Here is a 15,202-nt window from a genome sequence, read left to right on the forward strand (position 1 = left end):
CCGCTCCCCCCTTGTCAATCCCCGCGGCCCCGCGAGGAAATCGGTGCTGCGCACTGCGCTCACCTCCCGCGTGCCTGACTGCGGCCGGCTCGACTCGACCTGCTCGCCCTACCGGGACTCGCTCCATGTCTCGGTTCGCCTCTGTCCGCCATCCATGGCGTCCAGACCTTGTCATTCCCGCTCCGGTTCGCCGATTTCAGCGGGGACACAACCCCTCGCTTTCATATTGCAGATAAAAACCGCACCGGTGTCGCTGAAAGCACGTTTTTGTAGGCCGGATAAGGCGTAGCCGCCATCCGGCAATCGGTGCCGCGGAATATGCCGGATGGCGCTCACGCTTATCCGGCCTACAACTCACCCGTTTTTACTCCGCTGGCCACAGCCCCATCGCCATGCGGGCGATGCCGAGCAGCGTTTCGCGGCTGGCGCCGTCGCGCGCCTGGATCGACATCCCCTGCTGGATGCTGGTGTAAAGTCGGGTCAGGGCATCAATATCGGTATCGGCGGGCAGTTCGCCCTGCGCTTGTGCCTGCGCCAGACGCGCCTTCAGTAACGCCATCCCGCCGTTGCGCATAGCCTGTACGCGCTGACCAAGCCGATCGTTGCCTTCGCTGGCGACAGCAGAAAGCGTCACCATGCAGCCGTGCGGCAGATCGCAGCGCGTCAGCATGTCGGCTGAGCGTTCAAGCCAGCTTGCGACAGCGCGTTTTGGCGAGGGCTCCTGCTCCATATCGCCCCAAATCAGCGGCGCAACGCACTGCTCGTAGTGCTGCAACACCTCGTCGTAGAGGTTCTCTTTGCTGCCGAACGCCGCATAAAGGCTCGGCGACTTGATGCCCATCGCCTTATAGAGATCGCTCATCGAGGTGGCGGTATACCCTTTGCGCCAGAAGAGCAACATCGCCTTGTTCAGCGCTTCTGTTCGATCAAACTCGCGCGGTCTTCCCCGGCTCATCATCGGCTCCTCACATTTTGTGCTGATCGGTATATTAATAATATTGACGAATAGATGGAAGCCTGATTATTTTAATTATGTATCAATCGACACATAATCCAGGAGTCATCATGTCATATTCACTGTCAGGTAAACGCGCGCTGGTCACTGGCGCAAGCCGGGGTATCGGTAAAGCCATCGCTTTAACGCTGGCGCGCGCCGGGGCGGATGTCGCCATCACCTATGAAAAATCGGCAGAGAAAGCCGAAGCGGTTGCTGAAGCGATCCGCGAGATTGGGCGCAACGGCGTCGCCATCAAGGCCGACAGCGCCAATCCGCAGGCGGCACAGGACTCCGTTGCACAGGCGGTGGTGCAGCTGGGCGGGCTGGATATTCTGGTCAATAACGCCGGGATTGCGCGCGGCGGGTCGCTGGAGTCAATGTCGCAAGAGGATATCGACGCGCTGATCAACGTCAATATTCGCGGCGTGGTCTATACCACCCAGGCGGCGCTGGCACACCTGCCGGATGGCGCGCGCATCATTAACATCGGCAGTAACCTCTCCGACCAGGTGCCGTTTAAAGGCGTCACGATTTATTCCATGACCAAATCGGCGCTTAACTCCCTGACGCGCGGGCTGGCGCGGGATCTGGGCGCGCGCGGCATCACGGTCAATATGGTGAAACCCGGCTCGACGGACAGCGATATGAACCCGGCGGATGGCGCGCAGGCAGACGAGCAGCGCAGTTTCACGGCGTTAGGCCACTACGGCGAGCCGCAGGATATTGCCGAAGCAGTGGCGTTTCTTGCCAGCCCGGCGGCGAAGCATATTACCGGCGCGGATATTGTGGTGGATGGCGGAACCAATGCCTGATGAGCGGCAAAAAAAGGCGGCACAGTGTGCCGCCTTTTGTCGTTAACAGCAGCGTGCGCCGCCTTTGCCACCGTAGCGCGCATCCTGGCGCTCACGGAAAAACTCCTCGTAGGTCATCGGCGTCTGGTCCGGGTGAGTGACGCGCATATGCTCAACGTAGTTGTCATAATCCGGCACGCCAATCATCATCTTTGCCGCCTGGCCTAAGTATTTGCCCGCTTTTGAGAGCGTATCGAACATATCTGCTCCTTCGCTTAGTGCGCGTTTTTGGCGCGCGCCACAACCTGATCAACGTTTTCCGGCATCGCTTCGTAAGGTGTCTCTTGCGCCGTCGGGTGATCCGCTTTCAGCGCCGCCAGCGCGGTCTTCAGCGAGTAGAACGCCAGTACCACTACCACAACCATAAAGAAGAGCGTTAACCCGGCATCGAGACGGTTGTTAAACACCAGCTGCGCCAGCTGAGACTGGGTATACTGCGCCGGAATATTGCCGCTGTCGATCATCGCCTGGAACTTATTGGCAATCGCAAGGAAGCCCACTTTGTTATCCGGACTGAAGGTCTTCTGCCAGCCAGCGGTCAGCGTACAGACCAGCAGCCAGGCCGTTGGCACTAACGCCACCCATGCGTAGCGCTGGCGCTTCATCTTGAACAGCACCACCGCACAGAGCATCAGCGCCATGCCGGCCAGCATCTGGTTGGCGATACCAAACAGCGGCCATAACGTATTGATACCGCCCAGCGGATCGACCACTCCCTGATGCAGGAAGTAGCCCCACGCCAGCACGCAGAGCGCGGTGGCAAGCAGGTTAGCGGGCAGCGATTCGGTGCGTTTCAGCGTCGGGGAGATGACCCCCAGCAGATCCTGCAACATAAAGCGCGCCGCGCGGGTTCCGGCATCCACCGCCGTCAGAATAAACAGCGCCTCAAACAGAATCGCAAAGTGATACCAGAAGGAGACATCCATCAGGCCGCCGAGCGCGCCGTGCAGAATATAGGCCATGCCGACCGCCAGCGTCGGTGCCCCGCCCGCCCGCGAGATGATCGACTGCTCGCCCACTTCATCGGCAATCTGCCGCAGCGCATCCGGCGTAATGGTAAAGCCCCAGTTGCTCACCACCTGCGCCGCAGATGCCACCACATCGGTGGTGCCCGCCGGTGCCAGCACCGCCATCGGGCTGTTCATCGCAAAATAGACGCCCGGATCGATAATGCACGCCGAGACCAGTGCCATGATCGCCACAAACGACTCCATCAACATGCCGCCGTAGCCGATAAAGCAGGCCTGCCCTTCGCTGGCGAGCATCTTCGGTGTAGTGCCGGAGGAAATCAGCGCGTGGAAGCCGGAGACCGCGCCGCAGGCGATGGTGATAAAGAGGAACGGGAAGAGATTACCGGTCCACACCGGGCCGGTGCCATCGACAAACTTGGTCAGCGCGGGCATCGTCAACGTCGGGCGCATAATCAGAATGCCAATCGCCAGGCCAATAATGGTGCCGATTTTCAGGAAGGTGGAGAGGTAATCGCGCGGGGCCAGCAGCAGCCACACCGGCAGCACCGAGGCGACAAAACCGTAACCGACCAGCATCCAGGTGAGCTGCACGCCGGTGAAATCAAACCACGGTGCCCAGGTCGGGCTTTCGGCGACCCAGCCGCCGGAGATAATGGCGAACACCAGCAGCACCAGGCCAATCACCGACACTTCGCCAATGCGCCCCGGGCGCAGGTAACGAATATAGATGCCCATAAACACCGCCAGCGGAATGGTGAACGCCACTGTATAGGTGCCCCACGGGCTGTGGGTCAGTGCTTTGACGACAATCATCGCCAGCACCGCGAGGATAATCACCATGATCATAAAGGTCGCCACCAGTGCGATCACGCCGACGGTCGGCCCCATCTCTGCCTTCACCATCTCGCCAAGGGAGCGCCCGTCGCGGCGGGTGGAGATAAAGAGCACCATAAAATCCTGCACCGCACCGGCTAACACCACGCCTGCGAGGATCCAGATCATGCCGGGCAGATAACCCATCTGCGCCGCCAGCACCGGGCCAACCAGCGGGCCTGCGCCTGCAATCGCTGCAAAATGGTGACCGAACAGCACTTTTTTGTCTGTCGGCACATAGTCGAGGCCGTCGTTGTAGCGCACCGCCGGGGTCATGCGCGTCGGGTCAACCTGCAGCACATTTTTGGCGATATAGAGACCATAAAAACGGTAAGCAATGAGGTAAATACAGACGGCTGCGACCACGATCCAGAGTGCGTTGATCGGTTCGCCGCGATTCAGAGCGATATAGCCGAGGGCAAACGCGCCAACAAGCGAGAGCGCGCCCCAAACAAGGTATTTCCCTGGGTTGTTCATAGCGGTTATCCGTTTGAGAGACAGAGAGATGTTACATTTTGTTTCTATATCAACTCAAAGAACTTAACAACTTTGAAACACAGGAAAGGCGGCCTGCCGCACGGCATTTGGTTGATTGTGTTAACGGGATCGCAAGAATGCCCTCCTGAGCCGGAGGGCGAAGGGTTAGCCGAGGACCGCGGTGCTGAGGCGACAGGTTGCGCAGCGCCGCCCCTGTTCATCAAACACCACGATCTCCCAGCTCTGATTCTGGCGGCCAAGATGCAGCGGCTGGCAAACGCCGCGCACTGTGCCGTGCGCCACCGCGCGGTGATGGGTGGCGTTAAGCTCGGTGCCGACCACGCACTGCCCGTCGCGGGTCATCATATAACCGGCCATTGAACCCAGCGTTTCCGCCAGCGCCGCCGACGCGCCGCCGTGCAACAGGCCAAACGGCTGATGCGTACGACTATCGACCGGCATCTCCGCTTCGAGAAAATCATCCCCGATGCGGGTATAGGTAATCGCCAGATGCCCGATCAGGGTGTTATCGCTGGTGGCATTAAGCGCCTCCAGCGTTAAGTGACGTTTCCAGATCATCATGCCCCCAGCGTCGAGCCACCATCCACCACGATATCCTGTAGCGTAATGTGGCTGGCGAGATCGGAGGCGAGGAACAAAATGGTGTTCGCCACCTCCTGCGGACGGGCGATTTTCCCCAGCGGAATGCCGAGCTTGAACTGCTCGCCGAAGCCGCGAATGCGCTGCTGCTCCGCATCGTCGCTCACCCACAGCGTGCGCTGCATATCGGTGTCGGTCGAACCCGGCGAGACGATATTGCAGCGTACGTGGCTGGCAGCCAGCTCAAGACCGACGGTCAGGGCCAGGCTTTTCAGCGCCGCTTTCGACGCGCCATAAGCACTCATGCCGATGCGCGGCGTGTGCGCGGCGTCAGAGCAGACGGTGACAATCGCTCCGCGCTGTTGGCGGCGAAAGTGCGCCATCGTCTGGCGAAAGAGGTTAAAGGCACCGCCGACGTTAACAGTGAACGTCTGCTGCCACTCTTTGTCAGAGAGCGCATCCGTTGCGCCCATATGCAAAATGCCCGCGGCATTGACCAGCACATCCAGCGGCGCGTTGTTTGCCAGCAGGCGCTCGCAGACGGCGGCAACCTGCGCGGCGTCGGCGATATCCAGCGTTTCACAGGCAAATGGATAGTCCTCGCCATTAAAGGCGAGATCGAAGCCGGTCACCTGCGCGCCGGCCTCAACGAAGGCGAGCGCAGTGGCATAGCCGATCCCCTTCCCTGCCCCGCTCACCCAGACGCTGCGTCCGCTGAAATCGAGGCTCGCCATCACTGCACCCCGCGCGCGAGCAGCGCCCACCAGGCATCAATGGTTGGTTTTTTCGCCAGCATGACAAAATCGATATCGCCATGCACTTTGCGCCAGCGGGCGGCGAGCGCCATCATGCGCACCGAATCGAGGCCGTAATCAATCAGGTTTTCGTCATCCAGCGGCTCGTCGGATTCATCCAGCAACGGCAGGATGATTTCACGCAGTGCCGCTTTACTTGCCGGTAGCGGCAGCAGCTCTTGCGTCAGCACCACGCGGCCGGAACGCCCGGCGACATAGTTGAGCGACATTAAGTGCTCTTCGCGGCTGAAATCCGCCAGCGCATCGGCCACCATAAACGGCTTGATATCGCGCATAAAGGCGTCGGTGGCGGTGGTCATACAGCCGATATGCGAATAGACGCCGGTGATCAGCAGCTGGTTGCGGCCGGTCTCTTTCAGCATCTGCTCCAGCGGCGAGCGGTGAAACGCGCTGTAGCGCCACTTCACCAGCACAGTGTCGGCCTCGTCCGGTGCCAGCTCGCTGACGATCTGCTGCTGCTCCGGCGAGCGGGTCAGGCCCGGCCCCCACATGTCGTTCAGCAGCGCGCGATCTTCATCGCTCTGCTCTTTCGGCTGCGCGGTGTAGTAGACCGGAATATTGTGCTGTTTGCAGAAGTGACGCAGCGCGGCGATGTTCGCCACCACTTGCTGCATCATCGGACAGTTATCGCCCCAGAAATTAACAAAATAGTCCTGCATATCATGGATCAACAGCGCCGCACGGGCGGGCTCAAACGACCAGTTCACTTTATTGTCCGGGATATCAGCCGCTGCGGGCAGCGCGTAGCCCTGTAGTTTTGGGATTGCCATCTTCTCTCCTTTACGCCGGGGTGCGTTGTGCTACCCACTGGCGTAACTGTTTCTTGTCAACTTTTCCTACCGGCGTCAGCGGCAGCGCTTCAAGGCACTCGACGCGATCCGGCAGCTTAAACTCCGCCACGCCCTGCTCGCGCAAGAAGCGGCGGATCGCCACCGCGCGCAGCGGGGTTTTCACCACCAGATACGCGCAGCTCTTCTCGCCGAGCAGGCTGTCCTCCATGCTCACAAGCGCGGCGTGGATCACCGCTTCATGGCGCAGCAGCAGGTTTTCGATCTCCTCGGCGGCAATCTTCTCGCCGCCGCGGTTGATCTGATCTTTTTCCCGTCCCTGCACGGTGATGTAGCCCTGCTCATCAATGGCGATGAGATCGCCCGAGCAGTAGAAGCCCTCAGCATCAAAAGCGCTGGCGTTGTGCTGCGGGCTGTTGAAGTAGCCGCGGAAGGTATAGGGGCCGCGCGTCATCAGGCGTCCGGTCTCCCCTGCGGGCAGCGGGTTGCCGTGCTCATCGGCGACCCACACCTCATCATCCGGCGACATCGGGCGGCCCTGGGTGTTGATGATGCGCTCCAGCGGATCGTCGAGGCGGGTGTAGTTCACCAGCCCTTCTGCCATGCCGAACACCTGCTGGAGCTGACAGCCAATCTCCGCCGGAATACGCGCCGCCAGCGTTGCGGAGAGCCGCGCGCCGCCCACTTGCAGCAGTTTCAGCGAGGCAAGCTGAGCATTGCTGCCCCACTCGGCTATCGCCTGTAACCAGAGGCTGACCGCCGGGGGCACCAGCGCGGTGACATTAATCTGATGTTTTTCAATCAGCGGGAAACAGAGCGTAGCACTGGGATCGCTCGCCAGCACCACACACCCGCCAGCCAGGAAGACGCCGAGCGCACCGGGCGAACTTAACGGGTAGTTGTGCGCCGCCGGTAAGGCGCAGAGGTAGCGGGTTTGCGCCGTGAAATGGCAAATCTCATTACTGCGCACAATGCTGTAGAGATAGTCATTGTGCGTGCGCGGGATCAGCTTCGGCGTACCAGTGCTGCCGCCGGAGAGCTGGAAGAAAGCCACCTCATCCGCCGGAGTTGGCGTAGCGGTAACATTATCTGCCGGGCGGGCAATCGCCTGCTCCAGCGACTCGCCGCGCAGCAAAATGGCGCGCAGCGACGGGTGATCGTTTTCCAGCGCGCGGAGGAAAGCGTCATCGGCAAACAGCCCGTGGGCGCGATCGGCAATCAGCAGCGCAGGTTTGATTTGCGCCGCGTAGGCGTTGAGCTCGCTGCGCTGATGGCTGAAGAGCGCGTTCACCGGCGCGACGCCGATTTTCAGCAGGGCGAAAAAGGTGATGTAAAACTCGGCGACATTGCCCAGTTGCACCAGCGCGGTATCACCGCGCGCAATGCCCATCGACTGTAATGCGCAGGCGAGGTTGTCCGAGGCGGCATGCAGCTGGCGGTAGCTTAACTCGCGATCGCCGTCGATTACCGCAACGGCTTCGCTGGCAGCGTGGCGGGTCAAAATATCGCTCAGCGGCAGATCCTGCCAGTAGCCCTTTTCACGGTAACGACGGGCAAACTCTTGCGGCCAGCGGCTAAAAGGAATGGTCACTGTGGCTCCTTAATGCAAACCGAAGGCGTTCAACATGGTGGTCAATTTGACGCCGGTTTCGCGCCATTCAGCGAGCGGCGACGAGGCGGGGACAATCCCGGCTCCGGCAAACAGGCGGACGTTGTTGTCGCGGATGCGCGCGCAGCGGATGGTAACCACCCACTCGCCGTTTCCTTCCGCATCGCACCAGCCGACAATGCCGCCGAAGAGTTCGCGGTTAAACGGCTCAAGCTCGGCGATTATTTTCTTCGCAACCTGGTGCGGGAAGCCGCTCAGCGCGGGTGTCGGATGGAGCAGGCAGGCGAGCGTTAAGGCGTTTTCACCCTCTTTTGCCGTGCCCTCAATCGGCGTTGCCAGATGCCACAGCGTCGGCGTATTCACCAGTTGCGGCGACGACGGCAGCGTCAGCATGCGACTGCGTGGTTGCAGCACTTTTTTCATCGCCTGAGTCACCAGTTCGTGCTCATGGCGATCTTTTTCTGAGGCCAGCAGTTTGTTGCCCGCTTCGCGATCGAGCATGTCATCAGGCTGACGGCGCGCCGAACCGGCCAGCGGCAGAGAGCTGAAGTGATCGCCCTCTTTGCGCAACAGCAACTCCGGGCTGGCGCCCAGCAGCGCGCCGCCATCGGGCAGCGGAACGTGGAAGTTGAAACTGGCGGGGTTCTGCGCAATTAAGCGCTCAAGCAGCACGCCGCTGTCGACCGGGCGGTCAGTTGCGATCTCAATCAGGCGCGAGAGCACCACTTTGTCCACTTCCGGCGTTGCGGTGCGCGCGGAGGCATTCGCCACCATCTCCATAAACAGATCCTGCTCCGGCACCGCTGTTTGCGCTTTCACATTCGGCATCGCGCCGCTGTTGAAGTAGCGTGCAGCGCGCTGTTTTTCCGGGCGGGAGAAGCTCTGCCAGCGTTGAGGGATAAAGAGTGCCGAAGGCTGCGTGGTATCAAACGGGATAGCGCCGACCATAATCGGCCGCGCGATGCCCTGCGCTCTGGCATCGGCAAACGCCTGCGCCAGTTTTTGCTGGAAGGCACTGTCTGGCGCATCACCTCCCACTGCCGGCTCTGAGAAACGCGCAACACACCCCAACGTGGTGAAGCTGCGGTACGGCGACATAAAGAAAAATTGATCGGCGGCCAGTGTCGTTGCAGACAGCTGGATCTCTTCAGCCAATGACGTATCCATATCATCCTCCGGCAATGATAAATGTATTAAGAATGATTATCATTTTTGTTTGGTGCAGTAAGATAAAAAGTTATTGCCGGTGATGTCAACAGCAGAATCTCCTCTCGCACTGCCACAACTTGCATCCATGACGCTCAACGATGAAAATGAGAAGCATTAACTTCAACAGAAACAGGACTCACGTTGTGAATTTTCTTAGCTGGTGTCGTAAACACGCTCTGTTAGTGGGCGTTTTCGTTTTAGGACTTAACTCAGCCTGCGCCGCCGACTGGCCGCGCCAGGTGACCGACAGCCGCGGCGTGCATCAGCTTGCCAGCGCGCCGCAGCGCATTGTTTCCACAAGCGTTACCCTCACCGGCTCGCTGCTGGCGATTGATGCGCCAGTGGTCGCCAGCGGCGCAACGACGCCAAATAACCGTTTTGCCGACGATCAGGGCTTTTTGCGCCAGTGGGGCGAGATTGCCAAACAGCGCAACGTCGCGCGTCTCTACATCGGCGAAGCCAATGCCGAAGCGGTTGCCGCGCAGATGCCGGATCTGATTTTGATCAGCGCTACCGGCGGCGACTCGGCGCTGGCGCTCTACGATCAGCTCTCGACGATCGCGCCGACGCTTATCATCAATTACGACGATAAGAGCTGGCAGGCGCTGCTTACCCAGCTTGGCGAAATCACCGGCCACGAGCAGCAGGCCGCCGCGCGCATCACTGAGTTCAATCAGCAGCTGGCAGCGGCAAAAACGCACATGAAACTGCCGCCGCAGCCGGTGAGCGCGCTGGTTTATACGCCCGCCGCGCACAGCGCGAATCTCTGGACCCGCGACTCCGCGCAGGGCCAGTTAATGCAACAGCTCGGTTTTACCCTCGCGCCGCTGCCGGCTGGACTGCAGGCGAGCCAGAGCCAGGGTAAGCGCCATGACATCGTGCAACTTGGCGGTGAAAACCTCGCCGCCGGGCTGAATGGCGAAGCGCTGTTCCTGTTCGCCGGCGATCAAAAAGAGGCCGACGCCCTGAGCGCTAATCCGCTGCTGGCGCATCTTCCCGCAGTACGCAATAAGCGGGTTTATGCGCTGGGTGCCGAGACCTTCCGGCTTGATTACTACAGCGCAACCCGCGTGTTGCAGCGCTTGTCCGCGCTGTTTGGCTGAGGGTTTGGCGCAAGTCTTATTGCCGGATGGCGCTGCGCTTATCCGGCCTACAAAAACCCTCACCTCTGCCGGATGGCGCTAACGCTTATCCGGCCTACAAAAATCCTCACCTCTGCCGGATGGCGCTGACGCTTATCCGGCCTACTACGAACTGCACTTTGCCAGATAAGGGTCGTGACTTATCCGGCCTGTGCAGGCATCCCGTTTGCAGTCAAGGGGTGATCAGATCGCCGTAACGCTGAAGCTCCGGTGACGTTAACGCCACCGGAGCGTTTTATGCGCCGGACTGAACCTGTCGGAAACGGCGTAGTTCGCCGAGTATGAGAACCAGCACTAATCCCACTATCGCTAACGCCAGCCCGCTGAAGCTCGCCGAGGCGGCAGGTGTAAGCATCGATCCCATTGCGCCCAGCAACGCCGCGCCGATGGCGTCGCCGGTGACGTTTTGCGCCGTCCATAAGCCGTTAATGCGCCCGAGCATCGCTTCCGGAGTCTGGGTTTGCAACAGGGTGTATTGCAGCAGCGAACTCACCGCCGTCAGCCAGCCGCAGAGTGCGAGAAAGAGCACGCCGAGCGGCCAGACGGGCATCAGGCTAAAGAGCGCAATGGCGATAAACGCGCCGACACTGGTCAGCAACATGATGATGCCGGGCCGCTCGCTGTGCGCCAGCCGACCGCTGGTCAATGCGCCGATGGCTGCGCCGAGCGGCAGTGCAGCATAAAGCACGCCAATCTCCGCCGCCGACATCTGCCAGCTCATCGCCAGTGCCGGGTAGAGCACGCGCACGGCGCTGGCCATCGTCAGCAGGCCGCCGAGCAGCGCAATGCCGCCAACTAACGGGTTACGCAGCAGAAAGTGCAGCGCAGCGGCAAGAGATTTAAGCGGGTGTTCGCGCGGTTGCGGCGGCGGTGGGAGCGCAGGCAGCGTCAGCAGTGGCAGCAGGGTGATAAAGGTGCCCGCCGCCGCCAGACCGTAGTTCCACGCCACGCCGCCGGAGGCCAGCAGCAGGCCGCCAACCATCGGCGAAATCACCGAACCGATGCGCACGGTGAGCATGGTGATCGCCCCCGCCTGCATCAGGTTTTCCCGCCCGACCAGCGCAGGCGTTGCCGCCAGCAGCGCCGTCACGCCAAGCGCGCCGAAAAAGCCATCCCACACGCCAAGCAGATAGATCGCCGACAGCAACGGCGCGGGTAACAGTGCATTGAGAAAGAGACCAATAAAGCCGATACCGCAGGTGGATCGCGCCAGCAGAATCAGCTTTTTACGTTCAAAACGATCCGCCAGCACGCCGCCGAGCATCAGGCCGACAAACATTGCGCCGCCGGTCAGCGTCACGGCAAGCCCGACCTGCCAGCTGGAGTGAGTCATCGCCTGGATCTGCACCGGTACTGCCACGCCCAGTAAGCCCAGCGATAAGATTGAGATAAATCGCGCGAGGAAAACGGCGCGATAAGCCGGATGTGTCCGCAGCAGGCTGAGATTCAGCAGCCAGGAGTGTTGCTTCATTACAAGACCTTGTATTCCATACTTTCTGTGTCCAATCTCAGGCTGCGCATGGTAACATAACAAAACAGGATCGATAACGATAATTACTATCATTATCAAAATTGGGATTTTTATGTCGTTTTCTGCTTCCCCGGCGCGCGTATTGGTTCTCGTCGGGCTATTGATACTGCTTATATTTGCTGCGGCACTGAGCCTGTTTATTGGCGCAAAACCGATGCCTGCCGCGGTCATCTCCGACGCCCTTTTTGGCGCTTGCCACAGCGCAGATTGCACCATCATTCGCGATGCGCGCCTGCCGCGCACGCTGGCAGGCTTACTCGCCGGCGGCGCGCTTGGCCTTGCCGGTGCGCTGATGCAAACCCTGACGCGCAACCCGCTGGCTGACCCGGGCCTTTTAGGCGTCAATGCGGGCGCCAGTTTCGCCATTGTGCTCGGCGCCGCGCTGCTCGGCGCGACCACGCCAACGGAGCAGCTGCTGTTCGCCTTTTGCGGCGCATTCGCCGCCTCGCTGTTAGTGGCGTTTACCGGCAGCCAGGGCGGCGGCCAGCTTAGCCCGGTGCGCTTAACACTCGCGGGCGTGGCGCTCACCGCCGTGCTCGACGGTCTCTCCAGCGGCATTTCGCTGCTCAATGCTGATGTCTACGATCAGCTGCGTTTCTGGCAGGCCGGTTCCCTTGATATTCGTACGCTGGCAACCCTGCGCGTGGTGCTGATCCCGGTGCTGCTGGCGGCGGGCGTCGCCTTGATGTTGAGCCGTGCACTTAACAGCCTGAGCCTCGGCAGCGATACAGCGACGGCGCTTGGCAGCAAAGTGGCGCGCACCCAGTTGCTGGGTTTACTGGCGATAACCGTGCTCTGCGGCAGCGCCACGGCGGTCGTCGGCCCCATCGCCTTTATCGGTCTGATGATGCCCCACCTGGCGCGCGGGCTGGTTGGGGCCGATCACCGCTGGTCGCTTCCTGTCACGTTAATTGCCACCCCTGCTCTGCTGCTGTTTGCCGATATCATTGGCCGCGTAATTGTGCCCGGCGAACTGCGCGTCTCGGTGGTGAGCGCCTTTATCGGCGCGCCGATGCTGATCCTGCTGGTGCGCCGCGCGCGCGGAGGCGGCTTATGATCGCGCCCTCCCGCCGTTTAGTGGCCAGCTGCCTGCTGATGGTTATCGCCGCCCTGCTGCTCGCAGCCTGGGGGTTGCGCAGCGGTACGGTGATGCTCACCTTCACGCAGGTTTTCGACGCGCTAAGCGGTGCTGCGCCGCGCGCAATGCAGCTGGTGGTGATGGAGTGGCGCTTGCCGCGAGTGTTAATGGCGCTGGTGGTTGGCGCAGCGCTTGGCGTCAGCGGTGCGATTTTCCAGTCGCTGATGCGTAACCCGCTCGGCAGCCCGGATGTCATGGGCTTTAACACCGGAGCCTGGAGCGGTGTGCTGGTGGCGATGGTGCTGTTTGGCCAGCATCTGACGGCGATTGCGCTGGCAGCGATGGCGGGCGGCATCCTTACTTCGCTGCTGGTGTGGCTGCTGGCCTGGCGCAACGGCATTGAAACCTTCCGCCTGATTATTGTCGGCATTGGCGTACGCGCGATGCTGGTGGCCTTCAACACCTGGCTGCTGCTGAAAGCGTCGCTTGAAACGGCGCTCTCCGCCGGGCTATGGAACGCCGGATCGCTCAATGGCCTGACGTGGGCAAAAACGCTGCCGTCGGTGCCGATTATGCTGGCGATGTTTTTTTTCGCCGCCCTGCTGGCACGGCGCATGCGGCTGCTGGAGATGGGCGACGACAGCGCCTGCGCGCTGGGCGTCAACGTTGAGCGCTCGCGTTTGCTGCTGATGCTGGTAGCGGTGGCGCTGACCGCAGCCGCCACGGCGCTTGCTGGCCCCATCTCCTTTATCGCACTGGTGGCACCGCATATTGCCCGCCGCCTGAGCGGCACGGCGCGCTGGGGGTTAACCCAGTCCGCGCTCTGCGGCGCGCTGCTGCTGCTGCTGGCGGATATGATCGCCCAGCGCGGCTTTACACCTTATCAGCTACCGGTTGGCGTGGTCACCGTCAGCCTCGGCGGTATTTACCTTATCGCCTTGTTAATTCAGGAGTCCCGCAAGAAATGAGCGCCTTATCTCCCCGTCTGCGCGGCGAAGCGTTAACCCTGGGCTACGGCAAAAAAGTGATTGCCGAGCAGCTGAGCGTCGCCATTCCGGATGGCCATTTCACCGCCATCATCGGCCCGAATGGCTGCGGGAAGTCGACCCTTTTACGCACCCTCAGCCGCCTGATGACGCCGAGCGAAGGGCATGTTTACCTTGATGGCGAGCAGATCCAGCGCTTTGCCAGCAAAGAGGTGGCGCGTCGCATTGGTCTGCTGGCGCAAAACGCTACCACGCCTGGCGATATTACGGTGCAGGAGCTGGTGGCGCGCGGGCGTTACCCGCATCAGCCGCTCTTTACCCGCTGGCGCAAAGAGGATGACGAAGCGGTGAAGCGGGCGATGAAAGCCACGGGCGTGGAGAGCCTGGCGCAGCAGAGCGTCGATACGCTCTCCGGCGGGCAGCGCCAGCGGGCGTGGATCGCCATGGTGCTGGCACAGGAGACGGCGATTATGCTGCTTGATGAGCCGACTACCTGGCTTGATATCAGTTATCAAATCGATCTGCTGGAGCTGCTCAGCGAACTGAACCGCGAGCAGGGGTATACGCTGGCGGCGGTGCTGCATGATCTGAATCAGGCATGCCGTTACGCCACCCATTTGATTGCCCTGCGCGACGGGAAGATTGTGGCGCAGGGCGCACCGAAAGAGATTGTCACCGCCGGGTTGATCGAGGAGGTGTACGGGCTGCGCTGTATGATCATTGACGATCCGGTAGCGCATACCCCATTGGTGGTGCCGCTGGGGCGCAGCGGTTGAACGTTGTTGGCAAATCCCATTGCCGGATAAACGTTCATGCGCCATCCGACATGATCCCCCCAGAAAACAGAGCCACTGAAACCGCGTAGGCCGGATAAGGCAAAGCCGCCATCCGGCATGATCTCCGCATCCATTGCCGGATGGCGCGTTACACGCTTATCCGGCCTACGCGGTTCCAGCAACAGCTATTTTTCATTCAGCCCCCATCTTGCAGCGACGCTGTTTACCCCCGCTGAAATCGGCGAACCGAAGCGGGAATGACAAGGTCTGGACGCCATGGATGGCGGACAGAGGCGAACCGAGACAGGGACAAAATTGCCGGGAGCAATTTTGAACAGCGCTTGCGCTGGCCCCGGAGGGGCGAGTCCCATGGATGGGACGAGTAAGTCGAGTCGAGCCGGCCGCAGTCAGGCACGCGGGAGGTGAGCGCAGTGCGCAGCACCGATTTCCTCGCGGGGCCGCGGGGATTGACAAGGGGGGAGCGGTGTATGAACCGGTC

14 protein-coding genes are annotated in these 15,202 nt (G+C 60.9%); 5 read left to right on the top strand and 9 right to left on the bottom strand.

Going from position 1 to position 15,202, the window contains the following annotated elements:
- Positions 1 to 364: 364 nt before the first annotated feature.
- Complete coding sequence (locus SOM48_RS22440; RefSeq protein ID WP_320513049.1) at positions 365 to 958, bottom strand: TetR/AcrR family transcriptional regulator; 594 nt, start codon at positions 956 to 958, stop codon at positions 365 to 367.
- A gap of 107 nt (positions 959 to 1,065) precedes the next feature.
- Here SOM48_RS22440 and SOM48_RS22445 point away from each other — a divergent pair, with 107 nt between their 5' ends.
- A complete protein-coding gene (locus SOM48_RS22445) occupies positions 1,066 to 1,809 on the top strand; it encodes a 3-oxoacyl-ACP reductase family protein (RefSeq protein WP_320513051.1) in 744 nt (247 codons plus the stop codon).
- Positions 1,810 to 1,851: 42 nt separating this feature from the next.
- On the opposite strand, the gene SOM48_RS22450 is transcribed toward SOM48_RS22445, so the two are convergent.
- From SOM48_RS22450 to entC, 7 genes are all read right to left on the bottom strand, one after another.
- Positions 1,852 to 2,049: a YbdD/YjiX family protein gene (locus SOM48_RS22450; protein WP_000460621.1), complete on the bottom strand. Its 198-nt coding sequence runs from the start codon at positions 2,047 to 2,049 to the stop codon at positions 1,852 to 1,854.
- A gap of 14 nt (positions 2,050 to 2,063) precedes the next feature.
- Positions 2,064 to 4,169, bottom strand: a complete 2,106-nt coding sequence (cstA, locus tag SOM48_RS22455) for a pyruvate/proton symporter CstA (RefSeq protein ID WP_313278436.1) — start codon at positions 4,167 to 4,169, stop codon at positions 2,064 to 2,066.
- Between the two features lie 165 nt (positions 4,170 to 4,334).
- Positions 4,335 to 4,748: a proofreading thioesterase EntH gene (gene entH / locus SOM48_RS22460; RefSeq protein WP_054804598.1), complete on the bottom strand. Its 414-nt coding sequence runs from the start codon at positions 4,746 to 4,748 to the stop codon at positions 4,335 to 4,337.
- Positions 4,748 to 5,503 carry a 2,3-dihydro-2,3-dihydroxybenzoate dehydrogenase EntA gene (entA, locus tag SOM48_RS22465; protein WP_313278438.1) on the bottom strand — a complete coding sequence of 252 codons (756 nt, stop codon included), beginning with the start codon at positions 5,501 to 5,503 and terminating at the stop codon, positions 4,748 to 4,750. The genes entH and entA overlap by 1 nt, the downstream gene beginning before the upstream one ends.
- Complete coding sequence (locus tag SOM48_RS22470; RefSeq protein ID WP_023479247.1) at positions 5,503 to 6,354, bottom strand: isochorismatase; 852 nt, start codon at positions 6,352 to 6,354, stop codon at positions 5,503 to 5,505. Before SOM48_RS22470 ends, entA begins: the two co-directional genes overlap by 1 nt.
- Before the next feature lie 10 nt (positions 6,355 to 6,364).
- Positions 6,365 to 7,963, bottom strand: a complete 1,599-nt coding sequence (gene entE / locus SOM48_RS22475; protein ID WP_320513054.1) for a (2,3-dihydroxybenzoyl)adenylate synthase EntE — start codon at positions 7,961 to 7,963, stop codon at positions 6,365 to 6,367.
- A gap of 9 nt (positions 7,964 to 7,972) precedes the next feature.
- Positions 7,973 to 9,148, bottom strand: coding sequence for an isochorismate synthase EntC (gene entC / locus SOM48_RS22480; RefSeq protein ID WP_320513055.1), 1,176 nt, complete (start codon positions 9,146 to 9,148; stop codon positions 7,973 to 7,975).
- Positions 9,149 to 9,366: 218 nt separating this feature from the next.
- On the opposite strand from entC, the gene fepB reads away from it, so the two are divergent.
- The gene (gene fepB, locus SOM48_RS22485; protein ID WP_414672807.1) at positions 9,367 to 10,293 is read left to right on the top strand and encodes a Fe2+-enterobactin ABC transporter substrate-binding protein; all 927 of its coding nucleotides are present in this window, start codon (positions 9,367 to 9,369) and stop codon (positions 10,291 to 10,293) included.
- 274 nt (positions 10,294 to 10,567) lie between these two features.
- Here fepB and entS read toward each other — a convergent pair whose 3' ends face one another.
- Positions 10,568 to 11,803, bottom strand: coding sequence for an enterobactin transporter EntS (gene entS / locus SOM48_RS22490; RefSeq protein ID WP_128483442.1), 1,236 nt, complete (start codon positions 11,801 to 11,803; stop codon positions 10,568 to 10,570).
- Positions 11,804 to 11,915: 112 nt separating this feature from the next.
- Between entS and fepD the strand changes: the two genes are divergently transcribed.
- Genes fepD through fepC form a run of 3 tightly spaced genes read left to right on the top strand, consistent with a single transcriptional unit; the run spans position 11,916 to position 14,703 of the window.
- Entirely contained in the window at positions 11,916 to 12,920 is a 1,005-nt protein-coding gene (fepD, locus tag SOM48_RS22495; protein ID WP_054804592.1) for a Fe(3+)-siderophore ABC transporter permease, read from the top strand.
- Positions 12,917 to 13,909, top strand: coding sequence for an iron-enterobactin ABC transporter permease (gene fepG / locus SOM48_RS22500; protein ID WP_139965472.1), 993 nt, complete (start codon positions 12,917 to 12,919; stop codon positions 13,907 to 13,909). The genes fepD and fepG overlap by 4 nt, the downstream gene beginning before the upstream one ends.
- Positions 13,906 to 14,703, top strand: coding sequence for an iron-enterobactin ABC transporter ATP-binding protein (fepC, locus tag SOM48_RS22505; RefSeq protein ID WP_042713302.1), 798 nt, complete (start codon positions 13,906 to 13,908; stop codon positions 14,701 to 14,703). The genes fepG and fepC overlap by 4 nt, the downstream gene beginning before the upstream one ends.
- Positions 14,704 to 15,202 lie beyond the last annotated feature (499 nt).

It is taken from the genome of Kosakonia sp. CFBP8986 (genome assembly GCF_034044935.1).
Lineage (GTDB): Bacteria > Pseudomonadota > Gammaproteobacteria > Enterobacterales > Enterobacteriaceae > Kosakonia > Kosakonia cowanii.